Here is a 22,977-nt window from a genome sequence, read left to right as displayed (position 1 = left end):
ACGTGACGGAGCGAAGCGATGACGCAATTGTTCGATACGCTGGGTTTCATTGAGACGTCGGCAGTACGTGCGGGAGCCGAGGCAACGGCACATGACGAAGCGGCCGCGTCGGCCGAATCGACCCGCGCCGGCGCCGCCGTATCGCTGGAGCAGGTCGGCAAGGTGTTCGCGACGCCGCGCGGCCAGGCTGCCGCGCTGCGCGACGTGACGCTCGACGTGCGGCGCGGCGAGGTTTTCGGGATCATCGGCCGCAGCGGCGCCGGCAAGTCGACGCTGCTGCGGCTCGTGAACGGCCTCGAGCGGCCGAGCTCGGGCCGCGTGCGCGTGCAGGGCGTCGACGTCGGCGCGCTCGACGAGAACGGGCTCGTCGCGTTGCGGCGCCGCACCGGGATGGTGTTCCAGCATTTCAACCTGCTGTCCGCGAAGACGGTGTTCGAGAACGTCGCGCTGCCGCTGAAGATCGCCGGCGTGCCGAAGGCCGAGCGCGTGCGCAAGGTCGAGGCGCTGCTCGACCTCGTCGGGCTCGCCGCGAAGCGCGACGCGTATCCGGCCAGCCTGTCGGGCGGGCAGAAGCAGCGCGTCGGCATTGCCCGCGCGCTCGTGCACGATCCGGAGGTGCTGCTGTGCGACGAGGCGACGTCGGCGCTCGATCCCGAGACGACGCAGTCGATCCTCGCGCTGCTCGCCGACATCAACCGTCGCCTCGGGCTGACGATCGTGCTGATCACGCACGAGATGGAAGTGATCCGCGCGGTGTGCGACACGGTCGCGGTAATCGAGCAGGGCGAAGTCGTCGAAACGGGCCCCGTGTGGCGCGTGTTCGGCGATCCGCGCCACGGCGCGACGCGCGCGCTGCTCAGCACGCTCGTGCACGACCTGCCGGCCGAACTGGCCGCGCGCGTGCAGCCGTTGCCGGCACAAGCCGCGTTGCCTGAAGGCGCGCAGGTCGTGCTCGACGTCCGCTATACGGGCGAGAGCGGCGGCGAGCCGGATGTCGGCGCGCTTGCAGTGACGCTCGGCGGCTCGGTGCGGTTCCTGCACGGCGGGATCGAGCGCATCCAGGGGCACGCACAGGGGCGGCTCGTGATCGCGGCGGCACTGCGTGCGGACGACGCCGGCCAATCGACCGCCCGCGGCGGCGCGGTTGCCGCGCTGCTCGAACGCGCGCGTCGCCACGCGAATCACGCGGAGGTGCTCGGCTATGTTTGACCTCTGGTGGCCCGAACTGCTCGACGCGATCCGCGACACGTTGTCGATGGTCGCAGCGTCGGCCGTGATTGCCGCGCTGATCGGCATCCCGCTCGCGGTGATCCTCGTGACGACCGCGCCCGGCGGCATCTACGAGCGGCGCGGCGTGAACGCGGTGCTCGGCGCGCTCGTCAACGTGTTCCGCTCGACGCCGTTCATCATCCTGCTCGTCGCGCTGTTGCCGTTCACGCGCGTGCTGATCGGCACGACGATCGGCGTCTGGGCAGCCGTCGTGCCGCTGTCGATCGCCGCGATCCCGTTCTTCGCGCGGATCGCCGAGGTGAGCCTGCGCGAAGTCGACCGCGGGCTGATCGAGGCCGCGCTCGCGATGGGTGCGAAGCGCCGCCACATCGTGTGGCACGTGCTGCTGCCCGAAGCGCTGCCCGGCATGCTCGGCGGCTTCACCATTACCGTCGTCGCGCTGATCGGCTCGACGGCGATGGCGGGCGCCGTCGGCGCGGGCGGCCTCGGCGATCTCGCGATCCGCTATGGCTACCAGCGTTTCGACACCACCGTCATGGCGACTGTGATCGTGATCCTGATCGCGCTCGTCTCGGCCGTGCAAATCACGGGCGACCGCCTGGTCCGACGCGTGACCCGGCGTACCTGAGCGACGCCACAAGCGTCTGCTCGCTTCATTCATGATCCTGAGAGAAAGAAACCTATGACCTTGCCCATCGGCGCGCCGCGCGAATGGAACGGACAATTCGAGGAAGCGCTGTTTCTCGACGTGGCGCGACGCCATCGTCCTGACTTCCCGGCGAAGCTCGCCACGCCGCCGCGCGAGCCGCGCAACGACGACGAACTGGCCGCCGTCGCCGACTACTACACGAAGATGGCGTCGCATGACCTGTTCATCGTGCAGGTCGTCGCGAAGGCGATCGACACGCTGTTCCGCGACGATCCCCATTTCCAGCTGATCCTGTCGCGCCAGCTCGGCGACGACGGCGCGCACGCGGTGATCGGCCGCGAACGCGTGACCGAACTGACGGGGCGTGATCCGCTGCCGGAAGTCGACCGGCTCGTCGCCGCGCACTGGGCGCGCATCGGCGACATCGCGGTGCGCGACATGGCCGGCTTTCTCGCGTTCGAATGGCATTACGAGCTGCACATCCTCGCGAAGCTGTGGATCCAGCGCAAGACCGGCCGCATCGGCGATTCCGCGATGCGCGAGCACGGCGAGAACCGGATCCGGCCGGACGAGGAATGGCATCGCGTGCAGATCGTCCAGTGGTGGTTCGACACGCTGAAGGCGCTGCCGGCAGCCGAGCGTGACGCGTTGATCGATCGCGTGATCGCGGCCGACGAGGAAACGCAGGCGCGGCTCGACGGTTACCTGCACGACGAGTACGCGCATACCGCACACGTGTTCGGCGCGGATATCGCCGAATACCGCGCGATCTACGACGACTGGCGGCGCGAGATCCTGTCGCGGCTGACCGGCCGCACGCTCGACGCGCTGGTGCCGCTGTCGGGTGAAGCGGTTGCGCAGGAAGCCGTCGCATGAACGATCCACGCGGCCCGGCGACCTTTGCGCCCGATACCGATGCCCCGGCCTTCGACCACGTCGCGCTGGCGCGCGCGATCGACGCGTTGCGCACCACGGCCGCCGCGCGCGACCGCGCGGGCGGTCATGCGGCGCAGGAGAAGCAGTGGCTCGCCGATGCGGGCCTGCTGACGCTCGCGGTGCCGCGTGCGTTCGGCGGGCACGAAGCCGCGTGGCCCGAGACCTACGATGCGATCCGGCAGATCGCGCGCGTCGACAGCGCGCTCGCGCATCTCGTCGGGTTCCAGTGCCTGCAGGTGGTGAGCGTCGACGTGTGGGGCAACGCCGCGCAGCGCGAGCGCTACCTGCGTGGCACGGTCGAGCAGCAATGGTGGTGGGGCAACGCGGTCAATCCGCTCGACACGCGGCTCGTGGCCACGGCCACGCCTGACGGCGGCTACCGGCTCGATGGCGTGAAGGGCTTCTGTTCGGGCACGCGCGGCTCGCAGCGGATGACGGTGTCCGCGCACGATCCGGACACCGGCCGCACCGTGTTCGGCGTGGTGCCGACCGATCGCGCGGGGATCACGGTCAACGAAGACTGGGATCCGATCGGCCAGCGCCAGACCGACAGCGGCAGCGTGCGCTTCGACGGCGTGACGCTTGCGGCGGACGAGGTGCTGCACCGTTCCGAGACGCCGCCGACCCCGCGCGCGACGCTGCGCACGCTCGTGTCGCAGCTCGTGCTGACCAACCTGTTCGTCGGGCTCGCGGAAGGCGCGCTGGCGGAAGCGCGCGACTACGTGCTGAAGCATGGCCGCCCGTGGATCCAGTCGGAGGTCGCGCAGGCGAGCGACGATCCGTACACGCTGCAGCGCTTCGGCGACATGCGGGTGCGGGCGATCGCCGCGGCGGCGCTGGCCGATCGCGCGGCCGCCGCGTTGCAGCGTGCCTGGGCGCGGCAGGATGCGCTGACCGCCGACGAGCGCGCCGAGGTGGCGCTCGCGGTATCGGAGGCGAAGATCGTCGCGCAGCGCGCGGCGCTCGAGAACGGCGAGGCGCTGTTCGACGCCTGCGGCGCACGCGCGACAGCCGCGTCGCTCGGCCTCGACCGCTTCTGGCGGAACGCGCGCACGCATACGCTGCACGATCCGCTCGACTACCGGTTGCGGGATGTGGGCCGGTTCGCGCTGACGGCCGAGTTGCCGCTGGCGTCGCTCTATACATGACGGCGTGATGCCGGAGCGGCGCGGTCCGCTCCGGACAAAACCTAACCGGCATGCTGGACGTTTGAAATGATATGTTATATCGTTGCGATACCATGTATCACTCGATGATCGTCCACTCTCCTCCCGGAATCGCCCGATGAGCCCCGCACTCTCCCCGTCTACGCGGCTTCCCGTGACCGTCCTGTCCGGCTTCCTCGGCGCCGGCAAGACGACGCTGCTCAACCACATCCTGAACAATCGCGAGGGCCGGCGCGTCGCGGTCATCGTCAACGACATGTCCGAGGTCAACATCGACGCCGCGCTCGTGCGCGACGGCGGCGCGGGGCTGTCGCGCACCGACGAGAAGCTGGTCGAGATGAGCAACGGCTGCATCTGCTGCACGCTGCGCGAGGATCTGCTGATCGAGGTCGACCGGCTCGCGCGCGACGGGCGGTTCGACCAGCTCGTGATCGAATCGACCGGCATCTCGGAGCCGCTGCCGGTGGCCGAGACGTTCACGTTCGAAGGCGAGGACGGCCGCAGCCTCGGCGAAGTCGCGCGGCTCGACACGATGGTGACGGTGGTCGACGCGTTCAATTTCCTGCGCGACTACGCGTCGCGCGACAGCCTGCAGTCGCGCGGCGAATCGATGGGCGAGGAAGATGCGCGCACGGTCGTCGATCTGCTGATCGACCAGATCGAGTTCTGCGACGTGATCGTGATCAACAAGATCGACCTGATCGATGCAAGCGCGCGCGAGCGGCTGGTCGCGCTGCTGCGTGGCTTGAACCCGCGCGCACGGATCGAGATCGCCGAATTCGGCAAGGTGCCGCTCGAGCGCGTGCTCGACACCGGCCTGTTCGACTTCGACGCGGCGTCGCGCGCGCCGGGCTGGCTGCAGGAGATGCGCGGCACGCACACGCCCGAGACCGACGAATACGGCATTCGCAGCTTCGTCTATCGCGCGCGCCGGCCGTTCCATCCGCAGCGTTTCTTCGAGCTCGTCGAAAGCGAATGGCCGGGCGTCGTCCGTTCGAAGGGGTTCTTCTGGCTCGCCACCCACCCGACAGTCGCCGGCTCGTGGTCGCAGGCCGGCGCGGTCGCGCGGCACGGGCCGGCCGGCTACTGGTGGGCGGCCACGCCGCCCGAGCGCTGGCCGCAGGACGCGGAAGCCGTCGCGCAGATCCGCGCGCGCTGGGACGAGCACGTCGGCGATGCGCGGCAGGAACTCGTGCTGATCGGCATGGACATGGACGAGCCCGCGCTGCGCGCGCGCTTCGACGCGTGTCTGCTGACCGACGCCGAGATGGCCACCGGCCCCGAACACTGGACCACGTGGGACAACCCGTTTCACGACTGGCCCTGACCTGAACGCGCTTCCTGCATCGATCCGGATGGAGAAGGCGCTCCACCGGATCCCGAGCATGAACGCACCCCTTCCCGATATTTCCCTGACCGATGCCGCGCCGGGCGGCCGCCCGCTCGAATGGGTCGGCATGCAGGGCATCGACCTGCCCGTTGCCGTGGCCGAGCCCGGCTGCCGGCGCGACGTGCATGCGCGCGCCGACGTGCAGGTCGATCTGCCTGCGCCGCACGTGAAGGGCATCCACATGTCGCGGCTGTACCGGCTGCTCGACGGGCTCGATGTTGGCGCGGCGCTGTCGCCGGCCGGCCTTCAGCGGGTGCTGCACGCGATGGTCGACAGCCATCGCGACTGCGACACGCGCAGCGCGCGGCTCCGGTTGCGCTTCGACTTGCTGGCGCGCCGCGCCGCGCTGGTGACCGACGGGCTGGCCGGATGGAAAGCCTATCCGGTCCGGCTCGACGCGACGCTGACCGGCTCCCGGTTCGAGCTGCGCGCGCAGGTGACGGTCGTCTATTCGTCGACGTGCCCGTGCTCGGCCGCGCTGTCGCGGCACTGGGTCGAGCAGGCGTTCCTGGCGGCATTCGGCCGCGACGATCGCGTGGAGCCGGCGGCAGTCGCCGCGTGGCTGAAGCGGCACGCGACGGCGGCCACGCCGCACAGCCAGCGCAGCGAAGCCGTCGTCAGCGTGGCGCTGCCCGACGATGGCGCGACGCTGGGGCTGATCGACCTGATCGATCGCATCGAGCATGCGCTCGGCACGCCGGTGCAGACGGCTGTCAAGCGCGCGGACGAGCAGGCCTTCGCGGTGCTGAACGGCGGCAACCTGATGTTCGTCGAGGATGCCGCGCGCCGGGTCCAGGCCGCGCTGGACGGCCACCATGCGACCCCGCACGTGCACGTGCGCCATCTGGAAAGCCTGCATCCGCACGATGCGGTGGCCTGGGCCGCGCCGGTGCGCGAAGGCGCCGACGCATGCTGATCCGCAAGCTGTTCCGCTTCGAGAACGCGCACGTCGTGCGCGGCTGCAGCACGCGGCGCTGCTCGCATTCGATCCATGGTCATTCGTACCGCGTCGAGCTGCTGCTGGAAGCGCACGCGCTGGATCACGGGCAGATGATCTACGACTTCGGGCTGCTCAAGGGCGACGTGCGCGACCTGATCGACGCGTTCGATCACGCCGTGACGCTGTGGTCGGATGACGACCCGTGCTATGTCGAGAGCATGCGCCGGCATTCCGAGCGCTGGGTGCTGCTGCCCGTGTCGCCGAGCGCGGAGCAGTTCTCGCGCGTGTTCTTTCGCCTCGTCGATGCGGCACTGTCCAGCACCCGCATGACGAACGGCGAAGCTGACGTGCGGCTGCATTCGATCATCGTTCACGAGACCGAGACCGGTTACGCGCAGTGCTTTCGCGACGATGCGTTCAACCCGCGCATGGGCCGCATCGACCTGGACGACATCGTGTTCGCGCCGGCCATCGCCGGACAGTGGCGCGATCCGGGCCTGTTCGAGCGGATCAAGCGCGGCCGCCCAGTTTCAAGGCAGGAATCCTGATGATCAGAAAGAACCCGCGCGGCGACCTGCCGCAGATCCACCCGAGCGCCTTCGTCGATCCGACCGCCATTCTGTGCGGCCTCGTGATCGTCGAGGAGAACGTGTTCATCGGCCCGTACGCGGTGATCCGCGCCGACGAAACGGATGCCGGCGGCCGGATCGCGCCGATCGTGATCGGTGCGCATTCGAACATCCAGGACGGCGTGGTGATCCATTCGAAGTCGGGCGCGAGCGTCACCATCGGCCAGCACACGTCGATCGCGCATCGCGCGATCGTCCACGGGCCGTGCAAGGTCGGCAACGGCGTGTTCGTCGGCTTCAACAGCGTGCTGTTCAACTGCACCATCGACGATGGCTGCGTGGTGCGCTACAACGCGGTCGTCGACGGCTGCCATCTGCCGCCGGGTTTCTACGTGCGTTCGACCGAGCGCATCGGGCCGGAAACCGATCTCGCCGCGTTGCCGCAGGTGACGGCCGACGCGAGCGATTTCTCCGAGGACGTTGCACGCACGAACAATGCGCTGGTGCTGGGCTACAAGCACATCCAGAACGAGTTCTGAGTCATGGACGAGCCCATCCGACGTGAAGCGGGCGCGAGCGACGCGCTGAAGCGACGTCACGCCGACCTGCTCGTGCATGGCGGCACCGCGATGACACCCAACGGGGCCGAGCGGACCGACATCGCGTGCGTGGGCGGCCGTGTCGTTGCGCTGGGCGCGTTGCACGGCACGTGGAGCGCCGACGTCCTGCTGGATGCCGGCGGCCTGCACGTGTTGCCGGGCGTCGTCGACAGCCAGGTGCATTTCCGCGAACCGGGCTTGACGCACAAGGAGACCCTCGAGGCCGGCACGCGCGGCGCGGTGCTCGGCGGCGTCACGACGATCTTCGAGATGCCCAACACGCATCCGCTGACGCTGACCGCGCAGGATCTGCAGGCCAAGCTGGATCTTGCGCGCGGCCGTGCATGGTGCGACTACGCGTTCTACATCGGCGGCTCGGCCGCGAACGCCGAACGGCTGCCGGTACTCGAAAACCTGCCGGGCTGCGCGGGGGTGAAGGTCTTCATGGGCAGTTCGTTCGGTGACCTGCTGGCCGACGACGAAGCCGTGTTGCGCCGGATCGTGCGCAACGGGCGGCGGCGCATGGCCGTGCACGCGGAAGACGAGGCGCGGCTGCGCGAACGCCGGGGGCTAGTCGAAGCGAGCGGCGACGTGCGGGACCATCCTCGCTGGCGCGACGAGGAAAGCGCGCTGGCCGCGACGCGGCGCATCGTCGGGCTGGCTGCCGAGACGGGCCGCCGGCTGCATGTGCTGCACGTGTCCACCGCCGGCGAAATGGCGTTCCTCGCGCGGCACCGGCATCACGTGACGGTCGAGGTCACGCCGCATCACCTGAGCCTGTACGCGCCCGATTGCTACGAGCGGCTCGGCACGTTCGCGCAGATGAATCCGCCGGTGCGCGAGCGGCATCATCAGGACGCGCTGTGGCAGGCCGTTCGCGATGGCGTGATCGACGTGATCGGCAGCGATCACGCGCCGCATACGCGCGACGAAAAACGCCGGCCCTATCCGCAGTCGCCGAGCGGGATGACCGGCGTGCAGACGCTGCTGCCGTTGATGCTCGATCACGTGCATGCGGGCCGCCTGAGCCTCGCGCGGCTGGTCGACCTGACGAGCGCCGGGCCGGCGCGGATCTTCGGCATCGCGGGGAAAGGGCGCATTGCGGCCGGCTACGATGCCGATTTCAGCATCGTCGACCTGCGTGCTCGTCGCATCATCCGGGACGAATGGATTGCCAGCGTGAGCGGCTGGACACCCTATGACGGGTGCGCGGTCACAGGCTGGCCAGTGCATACGGTCGTGCGCGGGCAGGTCGTGGTGCGCGATGGTGCGCTGAACGGGGAGCCGGCAGGGCAGGCCGTGACGTTTCTGGATGCGGCAGAGTAGCGACGCGCTCCCCCTTCAGTGCGTGCGGTTCCGGATAAGCACGTAAGCCCTCCCCGAAGGTGCCTGCACGACCGAGGTGTCGTCGGCGATCGTGCCGTCGGACTTGCTGACGGCCGGCTGGCCCGGTGCAGGTGTAAAGACCCATGCGCCGGGATACTTTTCGCGAAGCCCGCGCCGGACGGACGAAACCCGGGTTCCGGCGGGGTAGGTGATGTCGCCGACGCGTGCGGCGCGCGCCAGGGTGGTGGAGTCGAACGCGAGCACGCGATGTTGCCGGTCGAGATTCAGCGTCGGGTGCCGCAAAGACAGCCTGTCCAGCTCGAACACGAAGCCTTCGGCGACATCGACGCGCCAATAGTCGTTGTCGTGCAGGCCGTCGCCATAAGTGGTCGTGCTCCTCCTCAGGGTCGAGCCGGCCGGGATGACCGAGTCGCCTGCCCGGTTGCCTTCGCCCAGACGGCACAGCCAGAGCGTTTTGATTCGCGCATCGTTGCGCAGGACGATCCTCATCGGTTCGCCGCCGGCATCGCACGTCCAGCCGTCGAGTGTCCGGGGTCCGGTGATGACAAGCGCCAGCGCCGTGAGCATGGTGGGGTGCTGGTTGTTCCACGGTGCTTCGTCGTCGAATTCCGACCCGGCCGTCAGCGCCGCGGCGGATATTCCGTAGACGCTGACCGCGTGCGGAAATTCGGCGGCCGTAAGCGACGACATGTCTCCCGCGGTATAGAGCGACAGTCTGGTCGCGGGCGGCATGTCGATACCCAGCAGGCGGGTGGACTTTTCGAGTACCGGATGCTTCGCGGCCTCCGTCTTTCTGGATTCCAGCTCGATCTGCAGATAGCCGACGGCCAGCGCAACAAACAGGCTGCCCGCCCAACACAGCACGCCGAGCAAAACGGACCAGCGGATCCGATGCGCGCCAAACGCTCGCCGTGCGCGTGGAAACACGGCCAGCGCGACGGTCCAGACCAGCACCGATACGGCGGCCAGAAACGAAATGCCGAGAACGATGAAGAAGGTGCCGGAGAAAATCGGAGCGGGAATCATTGGAGCAGCGAGTGCCCGGATGGAATTGTCATTGGCGTTGCCCCGGCGCCCGGGGGAAGACCGGCATCGTCAACGGAAGGTTGCCACGGGCCGTCTGGCCCGGCAGCAAACGACCTTGCACCGTCCGGCACGGATGGCGCCCATTGTAGTGTGCAAATGCAATTGTCCGACGGGAGCGAGGCGTGAGTCATATGCACCTCGTTGCTGCCGTGCATTGCGCCCGACGAGCAACTGGCCGTGACGTTTCTGGATGCCTAGATCGGCAGGCGAACCGTCTGCTTGATGCGCTTCAGCGGAATCTCGGTTTCGACGTTGCGGACGCCTTCGATCTGCGTGAGCGTCTCCATCTGGAAGCGCTGGTAGTCGTCGAGATCGCGCGCGATCACGCGCAGCAGATAGTCGTAGCTGCCGGCCATCAGGTGGCATTCGAGTACTTCGGGCGCTTGCTCCATCTCGCGTGCGAAGTGTTCGACCGTCTTCTTGTCCTGGCGCTCCAACGTGACGCGCACGAACGCGGTGAATCGCAGGTCGACGGCAGCCGGGTTCAAGAGTGCGACATATGCGTCGATCACGCCTTGTTCCTCGAGCAGATGAACGCGGCGCAGGCATGGCGTGGGCGACAGCCCGGCCTGTTGCGCGAGTTCGGCATTCGTCTGGTTCGAATTCCGTTGCAATGCACGCAGAATGCGCCGGTCGATCGCGTCCAGTTTGATTGGCATTTTTTGCTACCAGAAGCTTGAAAACTAGAGATTAGCTCCAAATCGCGGATTTCACGTAGCCAAATACGCATCCAATCTCCACGGAAGGGCACCGATAATCTGAAGACCGGCCGGGCGATTCTCGTCTGCCGGCTATCCCTTCAGGAGCGCTCCCATGTCACATCTATCCTGGCTGCCATTCATCGCAACGTCGCTTCTGATCATCGTCACGCCGGGTCAGGACATGGTGCTCGTGATGTCGCGCACGCTGTCCGGCGGCACGCGCGCGGGCCTCGTGACGGCCGTGGGCGTCAGCGTCGGGCTGCTCGTTCATACGATGCTCGCGATGCTCGGTCTGGGCGCGCTTCTTCAGGCATCCGAATGGCTGTTCACGGCGCTGAAGGTGATCGGTGCGCTGTATCTGTTGTACCTTGGCATCACGTTGCTGCGGTCGTCGGGCGAACTGACGCTCGCGAGCGGCCGCGACGGTGCGCAGGCATCGCGGCTTCGCACGTTCGCGCAAGGCGCGCTGTCCAACGTGTCGAATCCGAAGGTTGCGCTCTTCTATCTGGCGTTCCTGCCGCAATTCGTGCCGGCGGGCACCGCGCATCCGATGCTGTCGCTGTTCGTGCTGGGCGCGACGTTTGCCGGCCTGACGTTTCTCGTCAAGGGGCCGGTCGCGTTGTTCGCGGGCCTGCTGTCTGCATCGATCCGCCGCAATCCGCGCATCCTGACGCGCATGCATCGCGTCAGCGGGATGGTGCTGCTGGGGCTCGGCGTGAAGCTGGCGCTCGAGCGCCGCTGATCGCGGCCGCGGCGCCGGCGCGCCTGCCGGCTTTATTCCGCCGGCAACGCGTCCGCCAGCGCCCGCATTGCGTCCACCGTCTCCGGGTTCGCCGGAAAGAACGCCTCGATCGCGAGTTCCGACAGCGTCACGTCGACCGGCGTGCCGAACACCGTCGTCGTGCTGAAGAACGTCAGTTCGCCGGCCGCCGTGCGCAGCCGCAGCGGCACGGCGATCTCCGCGAAGTCGGTGCGCGCGTGCGTGTCGTCGGGCTGGCCGGCCGGCGCCGGATACGCGGCGAGTTCGTCACGCAGCGTGTGCAGCGTGCGGTCGCCGCTCGCATCGATCTGCCGCTGCAACCGATGCAGGATGTGCGCGCGCCATTCGTGCCAGTTGACGATCTGCGACGCGAGCCCGTCCGGATGCAGGCTTAGCCGCAGCACGTTGACGGGCGGCTGCAGCAACGCCGGGTCGGCCTGCGCGACCAGCGCACCGAGCATCCGGTTCGCCGCGAGCAGCGTCCAGTGGCGGTCCACGGCGAGCGCCGGATAAGGCTCGTGGCCGCGCAGCACGGCTTCGACCGCATGGCGCGCGGCATCCAGTTGCGGATCCGAAAACGGCCGTTCGCGGAACAGCGGCGCGAAGCCGGCCGCGACGAGCAGCGCATTGCGCTCGCGCAGCGGCACGTCGAGACGCTCGGCGAGATGCAGCACCATCTCGCGGCTCGGCTGCGCGCGACCCGATTCGACGAAGCTGAGGTGGCGCGCGGAGACGTCCGCGTCGAGCGCAAGCGCCATCTGGCTCAGTCGCCGGCGTTGCCGCCACGTGCGCAGCAGCGGGCCGATGCCTGGCGCGCGGCCGGCGGACGGGGAGGGCGAATGGAGGGCGGCGGTCGGGTTCATGTGGCAGATGATAGGCAATCCCGCGCACCTTGGGCATTACCTCGGACGTAAGCATCGCGCCGTTCCCCGGGCGTGTCACCGCGCTGCGTTACCATAGCCCCCGTGCCAACTGAGAGACGACGCCGGACCCGCGATTGAAAACGCCTGGGCCGGTGCCGTGCATATTTACGACAAGGCATTCCAGGGGAATCCAACAATGAAAAAACTTGCCGTCCGGCTCGCCTGCGTGGCGACGCTCGCATTCGCCGCGACCACCAGCCACGCGCAGACCGAAGCTGCACAGGTGGAAATGAGGGCCGCCGCCGCGGCCGCCAACGACGCGGTCGTGAAGGGCCCGACCGACATCGACGTAAAACACGAAGCCGTGCTGAAGCTGAAAGCCGGCGAATCGTTCGTGCCGGCTGCCGAAGCCGGCCGCTACCTGCGTTCGATGGGCAACTCGATCGACGAATCCAAGCTGGTCGGCCTCGTGCTGCCCGACGATCCCGATGCCGACTGGATCTCGGTCGTGTCGTTCGAGCCGAGCGGCTATATCCGCGACGACGACGCGAAGGACTGGAAGCCCGACGAGTTGCTGAAGAGCCTGCAGTCCGGCACCGAGGAAGACAACCCGGGGCGCAAGGAGCGCGGTCTTCCGGAGACCGAGGTGGTCGGCTGGGCGAAGGCGCCCGCGTACGACGCGGCCACGCACCGGCTCGTGTGGTCGGCGATCATCCGCGACAAGGGCGCGGCCCCGAACGCCGAGAACGACGGCGTGAACTACCGGACGCTCGTGCTCGGCCGTGACGGCTACCTGTCGCTGACGATGGCGTCGACGCTTGCCGACCTGCCGAAGTACAAGGCGTCGGCCGACGAGCTGCTGTCGAACATCCGCTTCAACGACGGCAAGCGCTATGCCGATTTCAACAAGTCGACCGACCACGTCGCCGAGTACGGCCTCGCGGCGTTGATCGTCGGCGTCGGCGCGAAGAAGCTCGGCCTGCTCGCGCTGATCGGCGCGTTCGCGGTGAAGTTCTTCAAGATCGGCGCGGTCGCGCTGCTGGCCGGTGGTGCGGCACTGAAGCGCTTCTTCGGGCGCAAGCCGAAGGCGGCCGCGGTGCCGGCCGTTGCAGAGGCATCCAGCGTATCCGATGCGTCCGGCACGGAGCGTAAGGAATGACGAAGCTGTTGCTGCTGATCTTCGGCGGCCTCAAGCTCGGCAAGGTGCTCATGTCGGCGGGCACCATGCTGGCGTCGATCGCGGTCTACGCGCTGTTCTACGGCTGGCGGTTCGCCGCCGGTTTCGTGGCGCTGCTGCTGGTGCACGAGGCCGGCCACTACATCGCCGCGCAGCGGCGCGGGCTCGACGTCGGGCTGCCGACCTTCATCCCGTTCGTCGGCGCGTGGATCCAGCTGAAGGAGATGCCGCACGACGCGGAAACCGAAGCGTACGTCGGGCTCGCCGGGCCGTTCGTCGGCACGCTCGGCGCGCTGGCCTGCTACGCGGCCGCGCGCCACACCGACAGCAACCTGCTGCTCGCGCTGTCGTACACGGGCTTCTTCCTGAATCTGTTCAACATGATTCCGCTGTCGCCGTTCGACGGCGGCCGGATCACCGCGGTGCTGTCGCCGCGCATCTGGTTCGCGGGCGTGCCGGTGCTGATCGCGCTGTTCGTGTACCGCCCGAGCCCGTTGCTGATCGTGATGGCGATCCTCGCGCTGCCGCAACTGAAGCGTGCGTGGCGCTACGACCCCGACGCGCCGGAGAACCGCGTGTACTACGCGACGTCGATCGAGACGAAGACGACGTACGCGCTCTGCTACGTGGGCCTGCTCGCGTTCCTCGCGCTGATGACGTCCGGCGTGCACGACATGCTGCGCGTCGCGCATTCGTCGATCTGACAGCGGATATCTGAGGTCGAATGCAACAACGTCGGCCGTTTTCATGCGGCCGCCGTCGTTTTGTCTTGAAGCCGAACGTCAGGCGTCGCGATGACGCAGTTCGACGCGTTTGATGTCCTTCACGATCACGAGATAGCTGAACACGGTGACGAGCGCGTTCAGCCCGACGAACACGAGCGCGCCGTTGAACGCGCCGCTCGCGCCGACGAGGTAGCCGATCGCGATCGGCGCGATGATGCCGGCCGTGTTGCCGAACATGTTGAACAGGCTGCCCGACAGGCCGATCGCTTCCTTCGGCGCGGTATCCGCAACGACGGCCCAGCCCAGCGAGCCGATCCCCTTGCCGAAGAACGACACGGCCATCAGCACGATCACCAGTACTTCGCTGTCGACGTAGTTGCAGCCGATGATGACCATCGACAGCGCCATCCCGCCGACGATCGGGATCTTGCGCGCGAGCGTGAGCGACACGCCGCGGCGGATCAGCCCGTCCGACAGCATCCCGCCGAGCACGCCGCCGAGGAACCCGCAGATCGCGGGCAGCGACGTCATGAAGCCGGCCTTCAGCAGCGACATGCCGCGCGCCTGCACGAGATAGATCGGGAACCACGTGAGGAAGAAGTACGTGAGCACGTTCACGCAGTACTGGCCGAGGTACACGCCGATCAGCATCCGGTTCGACAGCAGCTGGCGCACGTAGTGCCAGCCGGCCACGCGGCTGCTTTCGGAGCGCGCGCCGTTGCTGCTGCGTGCAGCGGTGCGCACGAGGCCGCCGCCTTGCTCGATATGCTCGAGTTCCGCGCGGTTCACGGCCGGATGGTCGGCCGGATCCTTCATGACCCGCAGCCACAGGAACGCGAGCGCGATGCCGGCGAGGCCGAGCCACAGGTACACCTGGTGCCAGCCATACGCATGCGTGAGCCACGCCATCAGCGGCGAGAACACCACGGCCGCGAAGTACTGCGCGGCGTTGAAGATCGCCGACGCGGTGCCGCGTTCGGCGGTCGGGAACCAGCTCGCGACAACCTTCGCGTTCGCCGGAAAGGCCGGGGCTTCGGCGATGCCGACCGCGAAGCGCATCGCGAACAGCGCGGCGACCGCGAACGCGGCGCTGCCGCCGAGGCCGATCGTGCTCTGCAGCAGCGTGAACGCCGACCACAGGAAGATGCTGGCCGCATACACGCGCCGCGCGCCGAAGCGGTCGAGCAGCCAGCCGCTCGGCAGTTGCGCGAGCACGTACGCCCAGCTGAACGCCGAGAAGATGTAGCCCATCGTCACCGGATCGATGCCGAACGCCTTGCGGATCGGCGTGCCGGTGATCGACAGCGTTGCGCGGTCCGCATAGTTGAGCGTCGTGACGACGAACAGCATCGCCAGGATCCAGTAGCGCACGGCGGTCCGGCGCGCGGTGCGCGCGAGGTCGAGCGGAAGCTCGCGAGAAGGGGTTTGATTAGGCACTTTAATGTATGTCGTCGTATGACTTGGCGACAGTTTATTGGCAATAATCAGACGCAGAAACCTCGGGTTTTCCCTCTGGATGGTGGCGTGAAAGGGTAAAAATCCCAGATATTGGCCGGTGAAATAAGGATTTTGCGCGTGGCGGCACCCGCCCGACAATTGACGTGAATATTGATGCTCAGTGGGCGGACATCATATCTGTTGAGCTACAATGAACGATCTATTTTCGAACCACGGAGCACACCCCATGCAACTGACTGGAGAGATGCTGATCGGCGCCGAAGCGGTCGCCGGCTCGGCCGGTACCTTGCGCGCGTTCGACCCGTCGAAGGGCGAGCCGATCGACGCGCCGGCGTTCGGCGTTGCGGCGCAGGCGGACGTCGAGCGCGCATGCGAACTCGCGCGCGATGCGTTCGACGCGTACCGCGCGCAGCCGCTCGCGGCCCGCGCGGCGTTTCTCGACGCGATCGCGGATGAAATCGTCGCGCTCGGCGACGTGCTGATCGAGCGCGCGCACGCCGAAACGGGCCTGCCCGTCGCGCGGCTGCAGGGCGAGCGCGGCCGCACCGTCGGCCAGCTCCGGCTGTTCGCGCGCGTCGTGCGCGACGGGCGCTTCCTCGCCGCGTCGATCGATCCCGCGCAGCCGGCGCGCACGCCGCTGCCGCGTTCGGACCTGCGGCTGCAGAAAGTCGGGCTTGGGCCCGTCGTCGTGTTCGGGGCGAGCAATTTCCCGCTCGCGTTCTCGGTGGCCGGCGGCGATACGGCGTCGGCGCTCGCGGCCGGCTGCCCGGTGATCGTGAAGGCGCACGAGGCGCACCTCGGCACGTCCGAGCTGGTCGGCCGCGCGATCCGCGCCGCCGTCGCGAAAACCGGCATGCCGGCCGGCGTGTTCTCGCTGCTGGTCGGCCCCGGCCGCGTGATCGGCGCGGCGCTCGTCAGCCATCCGGCGGTCCAGGCGGTCGGCTTCACGGGGTCGCGGCAGGGCGGCATGGCGCTCGTGCAGCTCGCGAACGCGCGCCCGCAGCCGATTCCCGTTTACGCGGAAATGAGCAGCATCAACCCCGTCGTGCTGTTCCCGGCGGCGCTTGCCGCGCGCGGCGACGCGATCGCGACGGGCTTCGTCGATTCGCTGACGCTGGGCGTCGGCCAGTTCTGCACCAACCCGGGCCTCGTGCTCGCGATCGACGGCCCCGATCTCGACCGCTTCGAAACCGTCGCCGCGCAGGCGCTCGCGAAGAAGCCGGCCGGCGTGATGCTCACGCGCGGCATCGCCGATGCGTATCGCAACGGCCGCGGCAAGCTGGCCGAACTGCCGGGCGTGCGCGAAATCGGCGCGGGCGAGGCGGCGCAGACCGACTGCCAGGCCGGCGGTGCACTGTACGAAGTCGGTGCGCAGGCATTTCTCGCCGAGCCGGCGTTCAGCCATGAGGTGTTCGGGCCGGCGTCGCTGATCGTGCGTTGTCGCGATCTCGACGAAGTCGCGCGCGTGCTCGAAGCGCTCGAAGGCCAGCTGACGGCCACGCTGCAGATGGACGCCGACGACAAGCCGCTCGCGCGCCGGCTGCTGCCGGTCCTCGAACGCAAGGCGGGCCGTCTGCTGGTCAACGGCTACCCGACCGGCGTCGAGGTGTGCGACGCGATGGTGCACGGCGGGCCGTTCCCGGCCACGTCGAATCCGGCCGTCACGTCGGTCGGCGCGACGGCGATCGAGCGCTTCCTGCGGCCCGTGTGCTACCAGGATTTCCCGGACGATCTGCTGCCGGAAGGGTTGCAGGAAAGCAATCCGCTCGCGATTCCGCGGCTGCGGGACGGGAAGGCGGAGTAATCGGCCCGCACGGCTGATGGCGTCATGACGGCGGTCAATGCGCCGATTGCGTGCCTGAAATCGGAAAGGCGGAGGTAGCCGGTCGGCTGCTTCCGCCTTTTTTGCGTGCTTCGGAAGCTGTCGGAGAACGGGTGCATGCCACCCCGGCAGACTTTCGCCGCCCCCGCTTTTCTCCTACAGTACCGAAGCCCCGGGTCGACCGACCTGCGGGCGAAGCCTGAGAGATCCAGAAAAAGTCTAAAAGGGTACCGAATCCATGAATATCAACAAACGTGGCGACCACCTGTTCGCGGCCGGATTGTGGAAAGCGATCGGCGACGTCGCGAAATCCGTGCGCACCCAGATCGGCCAGTACAGCGAAGGACGCGTGCTCGCGAATGCACTGCTGGAATTCCAGCGCGACCTGGGCGGCAGCGAATTCGACATCACGATCAACCAGGGGCGGCTCGTCACGGGTTCCGACGCGCATTCGCTCGTGTTCGGTCAAGCCGTTCGCCGTTTCCGGCAGGACATGGAAGCGCTGGTGTTCGCGCTCCAGTACCGGCGCGGCATCGATGAACGCGATCCGGGCTTGCGCACCGAAGCGTTGATGCAGGCGAACAGCCAGCTCGCGACCGCGAAGCAGTCGGCGACGATCACGGTCGGCCGGTTCTTCGACGCGGTCGTTGACCGTGACGTACTGGGGCAGATCCTTGGCAGCGAATCGAATTCGCGCGCGCGATCGGGTGCGCAGGACCAGATCGAGGCGACACGCGTCAAGCTGGGGAACGTGCGTTACCGGATCGTCGGGGTCATCGCGCAGATGTGACGGTGGCGACACGCATTGCGGCGGATGCGTGCGTCATCGCGGAAAGCGCGCAAAAGGTCGCGGCCGGCGAATGCCGGCCGCGATGTAGCACTGCCGGCGCGCGGTGCCAATGAAGACATGCGCCGCCGACGAACACCGCTTATTGCGGCCCCATCTTCTTGATCAGCACGTCGAGCTCCGCCGCTTCTGCATCGGTGAGATCGACGAGCGGCGCACGCACTGGGCCTGCGTCATGGCCGACGAGCTTCGCGCCCGCCTTCACGATGCTGACCGCATAGCCCGCGCGGCGATTGCGGATCTTCAGGTACGGCAGGAAGAATTCGTCGATCAGGCGGCCGACCGTGACGTGGTCGTCCTTCGCGATCGCTTCGTAGAATGCCATCGCCGTCTTCGGGATGAAGTTGAACACCGCCGACGAATACACCGGCACGCCGAGCGCCTTGTATGCGGCCGCATAGACTTCGGCCGTCGGCAGGCCGCCGAGGTACGCGAAACGGTCGCCGAGGCGGCGGCGGATCGTCACCATGCTTTCGATTTCGCCCACGCCGTCCTTGAAGCCGATCAGGTTCGGGCAACGATCGGCGAGGCGCTCGAGCATGTCGGCGTTCAGCTTCGAATTCGCGCGGTTGTACACCACGACACCGATCTTCAGCGCACGGCACACCTGCTCGACGTGGTCGGCGATCCCTTCCTGGCTGGCTTCGGTCAGGTAATGCGGCATCAGCAGCACGCCGCTCGCGCCGAGGCGCTCGGCCTCCTGCGCATATTCGATCGCGACGCGCGTCGCGCCGCCCGCGCCGGCGAGGATCGGCACCTTGCCCTTGCAGGTTTCCGTCGCGACACGGATCACGTCCGAATACTCGCGCTGCGTGAGCGAGAAGAATTCACCGGTGCCGCCGGCCGCGAACAGCGCGCTCGCACCGTACGGCGCGAGCCATTCCAGGCGCTCGGCATAGGTGGACGGGCGGAAGCTGCCGTCGGCGTCGAAATCCGTCAGCGGAAACGACAGCAGGCCGTGGGAAATGATCTGTTTGAGTTCTTGCGGTGAGGTCATGGTTGGGTCGTCCGTCTAGCGCGAGTGCTGGGTTCGTTGGGAACGGCATACGAGCCACATTGGCGATGTCGTTGTATGTCATCGTACAACGAGGGGAGGGGCGACGCAAGCGGTTTGCGGGTCGATAAATAGTAGGGTCTTTCCGGATAAGGGTTTACGCAGCATCGCCGAGCAAGGTCGAATGTCGTATGATGACTAACGATATGGCCGATAGCCTCCAGGAATTCCGATGACTGCTTCCCCGCTCTATATCCGTGTGCATCCGGACGACAACGTCGCGATCGTCGTCAACGACGGCGGCCTGCCCGAGGGCGCGACGTTCGCCGACGGGCTGACGCTGCGCGAAGGCGTGCCGCAGGGGCACAAGGTTGCGCTGGTCGATCTCGCGGCCGGCGACCCGATCGTCCGCTACAACGTGGTGATCGGCTATGCGCTGGTCGAGCTGCGCCGCGGCAGCTGGGTCAACGAACGCACGATGCGCATGCCCGAGCCGCCGGGGCTTGACGACCTGCCGCTCGCAACCCGCGCCGCGCCGCCGCTGCCGCCGCTCGAAGGCTATACGTTCGAGGGCTTCCGCAATGCCGACGGCTCGGTCGGCACGCGCAACATCCTCGCGATCACGACGACCGTGCAGTGCGTGTCGGGCGTCGTCGAGCACGCGGTGAAGCGGATCAAGGCCGAGCTGCTGCCGCGCTACCCGAACGTCGACGACGTGGTCGGGCTCGAGCACACGTACGGTTGCGGCGTGGCGATCGACGCGCCCGACGCCGACATCCCGATCCGCACGCTGCGCAACATCAGCCTGAATCCGAACTTCGGCGGCGAGGTGATGACCGTGAGTCTCGGCTGCGAGAAGCTGCAGCCGGAGCGCCTGCTGCCGCCCGGCACGATTCCGGTCGCGGCCGACGGTGCGACCGACAACGGCGGCGTGGTGTGCCTGCAGGACGCCGCGCACGTCGGCTTCAACTCGATGATCGACTCGATCATGACGATGGCCGAATCTCATCTCGAGCGGCTCAACCGCCGCCGCCGCGAGACGTGCCCGGCATCGGATCTCGTCGTCGGCGTGCAGTGCGGCGGCAGCGATGCGTTCTCGGGGCTCACCGCGAACCCGGCCGTCGGCTTCGCGGCCGACCTGCTGGTGCGCGTGGGCGCGACGATCATGTTCTCCGAGGTGACGGAAGTGCGCGATGGGGTCGCGCAGCTCACGTCGCGCGCGGCGAACGAGGACGTGGCGCGCGAGATCATCCGCGAGATGGACTGGTACGACCGCTACCTGCAGCGCGGCCGCGTCGACCGCAGCGCGAACACGACGCCCGGCAACAAGAAGGGTGGCCTGTCGAACATCGTCGAGAAGGCGATGGGCTCGATCGTGAAGTCGGGCAGCGCGCCGATCGCCGGCGTCGTGCGTCCCGGCGATCGCGCGAAGCAGAAGGGGCTGCTGTACGCGGCGACACCCGCGAGCGACTTCATCTGCGGCACGCTGCAGCTCGCGGCCGGGATGAACCTGCACATCTTCACGACCGGCCGCGGCACGCCGTACGGTCTCGCGCAGGTGCCGGTGATCAAGGTCGCGACGCGCAGCGACCTCGCGCGCCGCTGGCACGACCTGATGGATCTCGACGCGGGGCAGATTGCAACCGGCGCGGCCACGATCGAGGACACCGGCTGGGCACTGTTCCGGCTGATGCTCGATGTCGCGAGCGGCAAGCGCCGCACGTGGGCCGAGCGGTGGAAGCTCGCGAATGCGCTGACGCTGTTCAATCCGGCGCCGGTGACCTGACACGCGCGGCCGTTGCCGCCGGACGAAGCGGGCGCCCGAGGGCGCCCGTTTTCATTGCGGTGGAGCACGTGTCGGCTGGATGTCCACGATGAGGAGAACTGATGCATGGCGGCCCACGTCCGGCGTGCGGAGCAGCCATGGGCTCGAAGCGACCGGCGCGATTTCCTTACCCCGCACGTAATCGACTGCCCGCGCGCGGCCGGCGACGATGACTGCACGCGAACACGCAACACGCCACGTTCGCGACATCGTCCTCTCATCGACACTAGGAGCCTCGCCATGAACACCGCCCAATCCGCTTCTTCCGTTCACGCCGACCTGATCGACCGCTACTTCGACGCCTGGAACGAACCCGACGTCGCGCGCCGCCGTGCGCTGATCGACGCGACCTACGCGAGCGACGCGGCCTATCGCGATCCGCTGATGGCCGGCGACGGCCACGCGGGCATCGACGCGATGATCGCGGCCGTGCAGGCGCGTTTCCCCGCATTCCGCTTCCGCCGCACGACCGACGTCGACGGCTTCGGCCAGCACCTGAGGTTCTCGTGGGCGCTCGTGTCGCCCGACGGCGCGGCGATCGTGAAGGGCTCGGACTTCGGCACCGTTGACGCGTCGGGCCGCCTCGCGTCAGTGACGGGTTTCATCGACGAAATGCCGGCCGCGGCGTCGTGACGCGAGCGACGCATGCGCAGCGGCCACCGGGATCGGGTAACGTTATGCGATTCGTTCCTGATCCCGGAGACTAGCCGACATGCTGAAGAATCTCGACCCGCTGCTGCACGCCGACATCCTGCACACGCTGCGCGCGATGGGCCACGGTGACGAAATCGCGATCTGCGATGCGAATTTCCCGGCGGAATCCGTCGCGGAGCACACGGTGGTCGGCCGCGCGTTGCGGATCGACGGCGCCGATTCGGCGCGCGTCGCGCGCGCGGTGCTGTCCGTGCTGCCGCTCGACACGTTCGTCGACACCCCCGCGTGGCGGATGGAAGTCGTCGGCGATGCGGCGGCGGTGCCGCCCGTGCAGCGCGAAGTGCAGGCCGAGATCGACCATGCGGAGGGGCGCGCGGTGCCGCTCGCGGGCATCGACCGGTTCGCGTTCTACGAGCGCGCGCAGCAGGCCTACGCGGTGATCGTCACCGGCGAGCTGCGCGGCTACGGCTGCTTCATCTTCAAGAAGGGCGTGTTGTTGAGCGACGCGGGCTAAACGCCTTTTCATCCCGCCGCCTTCGGGCCGCGCGGCCGCCGCCGTGTAAAGATTTGCTACAACCTTTTTCTTGGACACGGCCGAAACTCTGTCTATGCTGGCCCATTTGCCGCGGGCCCCGCAGGGTCGCGCGGCGCCGAACCACCCGGGTGTGCCCCGAGCGGCCGGCCGAATTGCATACGAGGAGAGAGGCATGACGCGTTCCGTCGATTCCGGCGTCATTTTTTTCGCGCGCCTGGCGCTGGCGGCGTTGTTCCTGTGGGGCGGCGTGATGAAGCTGCTCGGCTACGGGGATTTCATCGGCTACCTGCATGGGCTGAACGTGCCGTATCCGCAGGTGATCGGGCCGATCGTCGTCGCGATCGAGGGGCTCGGCGGGCTGCTGCTGATCGTCGGCTACAAGGTGAAGCCGCTCGCGCTGCTGATGGCGTTCTACACGGTCGCGACCGCGATGGTCGGGCACAATTTCTGGGACGCGACGGACGCCGCGGTCCAGCACGACATGGTGATCCATTTCTGGAAGAACATCGCGATCGCCGGCGGTTTCCTGCTGCTGTTCGTCACCGGCGCCGGCGGCGCGAGCATCGACGGCCTGCGTCGGCCGAGTACGACGTACGGCAGCCTGCGCTGATCGCACGCACGCCGTTGCGCTGAAGCAAAACAAAAGGGCCGAATCCCGCGGGATTCGGCCCTTTGTTCATGGAGCGCGTGCATTCGGTCATTCA

General features: G+C 67.8%; 23 protein-coding genes. 18 read left to right on the top strand and 5 right to left on the bottom strand.

Annotated elements, in window-relative coordinates; translation table 11 throughout:
* Positions 1-18: 18 nt before the first annotated feature.
* The 9 genes from QZM35_RS24185 (at position 19) to QZM35_RS24145 (ending at position 8,805) form a co-directional block, all read left to right on the top strand.
* Entirely contained in the window at positions 19-1,209 is a 1,191-nt protein-coding gene (locus QZM35_RS24185; RefSeq protein ID WP_301776957.1) for a methionine ABC transporter ATP-binding protein, read from the top strand.
* Complete coding sequence (locus QZM35_RS24180; protein WP_046546161.1) at positions 1,202-1,858, top strand: methionine ABC transporter permease; 657 nt, start codon at positions 1,202-1,204, stop codon at positions 1,856-1,858. The genes QZM35_RS24185 and QZM35_RS24180 overlap by 8 nt, the downstream gene beginning before the upstream one ends.
* Positions 1,859-1,912: 54 nt before the next feature.
* A complete protein-coding gene (locus QZM35_RS24175; RefSeq protein WP_301776956.1) occupies positions 1,913-2,755 on the top strand; it encodes a hypothetical protein in 843 nt (280 codons plus the stop codon).
* Positions 2,752-3,963, top strand: coding sequence for an acyl-CoA dehydrogenase family protein (locus tag QZM35_RS24170; RefSeq protein ID WP_301776955.1), 1,212 nt, complete (start codon positions 2,752-2,754; stop codon positions 3,961-3,963). The genes QZM35_RS24175 and QZM35_RS24170 overlap by 4 nt, the downstream gene beginning before the upstream one ends.
* 136 nt (positions 3,964-4,099) lie before the next feature.
* Positions 4,100-5,308 carry a zinc metallochaperone GTPase ZigA gene (gene zigA / locus QZM35_RS24165; protein ID WP_301776954.1) on the top strand — a complete coding sequence of 403 codons (1,209 nt, stop codon included), beginning with the start codon at positions 4,100-4,102 and terminating at the stop codon, positions 5,306-5,308.
* A gap of 58 nt (positions 5,309-5,366) precedes the next feature.
* Positions 5,367-6,287 (top strand): GTP cyclohydrolase FolE2, encoded by a 921-nt coding sequence (gene folE2 / locus QZM35_RS24160; protein WP_301776953.1) that lies wholly within the window; start codon positions 5,367-5,369, stop codon positions 6,285-6,287.
* On the top strand, positions 6,281-6,859 hold the full coding sequence (locus QZM35_RS24155) for a 6-carboxytetrahydropterin synthase (RefSeq protein WP_174974160.1): 579 nt from the start codon (positions 6,281-6,283) through the stop codon (positions 6,857-6,859). Before folE2 ends, QZM35_RS24155 begins: the two co-directional genes overlap by 7 nt.
* The gene (locus QZM35_RS24150) at positions 6,859-7,419 is read left to right on the top strand and encodes a carbonate dehydratase (RefSeq protein ID WP_089433370.1); all 561 of its coding nucleotides are present in this window, start codon (positions 6,859-6,861) and stop codon (positions 7,417-7,419) included. The genes QZM35_RS24155 and QZM35_RS24150 overlap by 1 nt, the downstream gene beginning before the upstream one ends.
* 3 nt (positions 7,420-7,422) lie before the next feature.
* Positions 7,423-8,805, top strand: a complete 1,383-nt coding sequence (locus QZM35_RS24145; protein WP_301776952.1) for a dihydroorotase — start codon at positions 7,423-7,425, stop codon at positions 8,803-8,805.
* Positions 8,806-8,820: 15 nt separating this feature from the next.
* Here QZM35_RS24145 and QZM35_RS24140 read toward each other — a convergent pair whose 3' ends face one another.
* Together QZM35_RS24140 and QZM35_RS24135 are read right to left on the bottom strand one after the other, a co-directional pair.
* Positions 8,821-9,852, bottom strand: coding sequence for a hypothetical protein (locus tag QZM35_RS24140; protein ID WP_301776951.1), 1,032 nt, complete (start codon positions 9,850-9,852; stop codon positions 8,821-8,823).
* Positions 9,853-10,106: 254 nt separating this feature from the next.
* Positions 10,107-10,571, bottom strand: coding sequence for an Lrp/AsnC family transcriptional regulator (locus QZM35_RS24135; RefSeq protein WP_089433368.1), 465 nt, complete (start codon positions 10,569-10,571; stop codon positions 10,107-10,109).
* A gap of 154 nt (positions 10,572-10,725) precedes the next feature.
* On the opposite strand from QZM35_RS24135, the gene QZM35_RS24130 reads away from it, so the two are divergent.
* Positions 10,726-11,355, top strand: a complete 630-nt coding sequence (locus QZM35_RS24130; RefSeq protein WP_301776950.1) for a LysE family translocator — start codon at positions 10,726-10,728, stop codon at positions 11,353-11,355.
* Between the two features lie 32 nt (positions 11,356-11,387).
* Here QZM35_RS24130 and QZM35_RS24125 read toward each other — a convergent pair whose 3' ends face one another.
* Positions 11,388-12,236 (bottom strand): helix-turn-helix domain-containing protein, encoded by an 849-nt coding sequence (locus QZM35_RS24125; RefSeq protein ID WP_174974164.1) that lies wholly within the window; start codon positions 12,234-12,236, stop codon positions 11,388-11,390.
* Positions 12,237-12,432: 196 nt separating this feature from the next.
* Here QZM35_RS24125 and QZM35_RS24120 point away from each other — a divergent pair, with 196 nt between their 5' ends.
* On the top strand, positions 12,433-13,395 hold the full coding sequence (locus tag QZM35_RS24120) for a DUF2167 domain-containing protein (RefSeq protein WP_089433365.1): 963 nt from the start codon (positions 12,433-12,435) through the stop codon (positions 13,393-13,395).
* Positions 13,392-14,117 (top strand): site-2 protease family protein, encoded by a 726-nt coding sequence (locus tag QZM35_RS24115; RefSeq protein WP_089462013.1) that lies wholly within the window; start codon positions 13,392-13,394, stop codon positions 14,115-14,117. Before QZM35_RS24120 ends, QZM35_RS24115 begins: the two co-directional genes overlap by 4 nt.
* Before the next feature lie 78 nt (positions 14,118-14,195).
* Here QZM35_RS24115 and QZM35_RS24110 read toward each other — a convergent pair whose 3' ends face one another.
* The gene (locus tag QZM35_RS24110; RefSeq protein WP_301776949.1) at positions 14,196-15,575 is read right to left on the bottom strand and encodes an MFS transporter; all 1,380 of its coding nucleotides are present in this window, start codon (positions 15,573-15,575) and stop codon (positions 14,196-14,198) included.
* A 247-nt stretch (positions 15,576-15,822) separates the two neighbouring features.
* Here QZM35_RS24110 and QZM35_RS24105 point away from each other — a divergent pair, with 247 nt between their 5' ends.
* Together QZM35_RS24105 and QZM35_RS24100 are read left to right on the top strand one after the other, a co-directional pair.
* Positions 15,823-17,400, top strand: coding sequence for an aldehyde dehydrogenase (NADP(+)) (locus QZM35_RS24105; RefSeq protein WP_301776948.1), 1,578 nt, complete (start codon positions 15,823-15,825; stop codon positions 17,398-17,400).
* Positions 17,401-17,656: 256 nt separating this feature from the next.
* Positions 17,657-18,208, top strand: coding sequence for a hypothetical protein (locus QZM35_RS24100; protein WP_089429010.1), 552 nt, complete (start codon positions 17,657-17,659; stop codon positions 18,206-18,208).
* Between the two features lie 139 nt (positions 18,209-18,347).
* Here the strand turns inward: QZM35_RS24100 and kdgD are convergent, their stop codons facing one another.
* On the bottom strand, positions 18,348-19,262 hold the full coding sequence (kdgD, locus tag QZM35_RS24095) for a 5-dehydro-4-deoxyglucarate dehydratase (protein ID WP_089433361.1): 915 nt from the start codon (positions 19,260-19,262) through the stop codon (positions 18,348-18,350).
* Between the two features lie 229 nt (positions 19,263-19,491).
* On the opposite strand from kdgD, the gene garD reads away from it, so the two are divergent.
* The 4 genes from garD (at position 19,492) to QZM35_RS24075 (ending at position 22,883) form a co-directional block, all read left to right on the top strand.
* A complete protein-coding gene (gene garD / locus QZM35_RS24090) occupies positions 19,492-21,045 on the top strand; it encodes a galactarate dehydratase (RefSeq protein WP_301776947.1) in 1,554 nt (517 codons plus the stop codon).
* 279 nt (positions 21,046-21,324) lie between these two features.
* The gene (locus tag QZM35_RS24085; protein WP_089429013.1) at positions 21,325-21,717 is read left to right on the top strand and encodes a nuclear transport factor 2 family protein; all 393 of its coding nucleotides are present in this window, start codon (positions 21,325-21,327) and stop codon (positions 21,715-21,717) included.
* A gap of 79 nt (positions 21,718-21,796) precedes the next feature.
* Entirely contained in the window at positions 21,797-22,252 is a 456-nt protein-coding gene (locus tag QZM35_RS24080) for an RbsD/FucU family protein (protein ID WP_089429014.1), read from the top strand.
* A 193-nt stretch (positions 22,253-22,445) separates the two neighbouring features.
* A complete protein-coding gene (locus QZM35_RS24075) occupies positions 22,446-22,883 on the top strand; it encodes a DoxX family protein (protein ID WP_069260786.1) in 438 nt (145 codons plus the stop codon).
* The last annotated feature ends 94 nt before the right edge of the window (positions 22,884-22,977 follow it).

This window comes from Burkholderia sp. AU45274 (genome assembly GCF_030482505.1).
Classification (GTDB): Bacteria; Pseudomonadota; Gammaproteobacteria; order Burkholderiales; family Burkholderiaceae; genus Burkholderia.
The sequence above is the reverse complement of the archived record's forward strand: the minus strand, read 5'-3'. Positions and strand labels throughout refer to the sequence as shown.

Coding starts and splice junctions, on each gene's coding strand:
- QZM35_RS24140 (WP_301776951.1), bottom strand. CDS start 9,852: ATGATTCCCGCTCCGATTTTCTCCGGCACCTTCTTCATCGTTCTCGGC.
- QZM35_RS24175 (WP_301776956.1), top strand. CDS start 1,913: ATGACCTTGCCCATCGGCGCGCCGCGCGAATGGAACGGACAATTCGAG.
- kdgD (WP_089433361.1), bottom strand. CDS start 19,262: ATGACCTCACCGCAAGAACTCAAACAGATCATTTCCCACGGCCTGCTG.
- zigA (WP_301776954.1), top strand. CDS start 4,100: ATGAGCCCCGCACTCTCCCCGTCTACGCGGCTTCCCGTGACCGTCCTG.
- QZM35_RS24080 (WP_089429014.1), top strand. CDS start 21,797: ATGCTGAAGAATCTCGACCCGCTGCTGCACGCCGACATCCTGCACACG.
- QZM35_RS24185 (WP_301776957.1), top strand. CDS start 19: ATGACGCAATTGTTCGATACGCTGGGTTTCATTGAGACGTCGGCAGTA.
- folE2 (WP_301776953.1), top strand. CDS start 5,367: ATGAACGCACCCCTTCCCGATATTTCCCTGACCGATGCCGCGCCGGGC.
- QZM35_RS24180 (WP_046546161.1), top strand. CDS start 1,202: ATGTTTGACCTCTGGTGGCCCGAACTGCTCGACGCGATCCGCGACACG.
- QZM35_RS24130 (WP_301776950.1), top strand. CDS start 10,726: ATGTCACATCTATCCTGGCTGCCATTCATCGCAACGTCGCTTCTGATC.
- QZM35_RS24105 (WP_301776948.1), top strand. CDS start 15,823: ATGCAACTGACTGGAGAGATGCTGATCGGCGCCGAAGCGGTCGCCGGC.
- QZM35_RS24135 (WP_089433368.1), bottom strand. CDS start 10,571: ATGCCAATCAAACTGGACGCGATCGACCGGCGCATTCTGCGTGCATTG.
- QZM35_RS24145 (WP_301776952.1), top strand. CDS start 7,423: ATGGACGAGCCCATCCGACGTGAAGCGGGCGCGAGCGACGCGCTGAAG.
- QZM35_RS24075 (WP_069260786.1), top strand. CDS start 22,446: ATGACGCGTTCCGTCGATTCCGGCGTCATTTTTTTCGCGCGCCTGGCG.
- QZM35_RS24120 (WP_089433365.1), top strand. CDS start 12,433: ATGAAAAAACTTGCCGTCCGGCTCGCCTGCGTGGCGACGCTCGCATTC.
- QZM35_RS24155 (WP_174974160.1), top strand. CDS start 6,281: ATGCTGATCCGCAAGCTGTTCCGCTTCGAGAACGCGCACGTCGTGCGC.
- QZM35_RS24150 (WP_089433370.1), top strand. CDS start 6,859: ATGATCAGAAAGAACCCGCGCGGCGACCTGCCGCAGATCCACCCGAGC.
- QZM35_RS24125 (WP_174974164.1), bottom strand. CDS start 12,236: ATGAACCCGACCGCCGCCCTCCATTCGCCCTCCCCGTCCGCCGGCCGC.
- garD (WP_301776947.1), top strand. CDS start 19,492: ATGACTGCTTCCCCGCTCTATATCCGTGTGCATCCGGACGACAACGTC.
- QZM35_RS24170 (WP_301776955.1), top strand. CDS start 2,752: ATGAACGATCCACGCGGCCCGGCGACCTTTGCGCCCGATACCGATGCC.
- QZM35_RS24100 (WP_089429010.1), top strand. CDS start 17,657: ATGAATATCAACAAACGTGGCGACCACCTGTTCGCGGCCGGATTGTGG.
- QZM35_RS24115 (WP_089462013.1), top strand. CDS start 13,392: ATGACGAAGCTGTTGCTGCTGATCTTCGGCGGCCTCAAGCTCGGCAAG.
- QZM35_RS24085 (WP_089429013.1), top strand. CDS start 21,325: ATGAACACCGCCCAATCCGCTTCTTCCGTTCACGCCGACCTGATCGAC.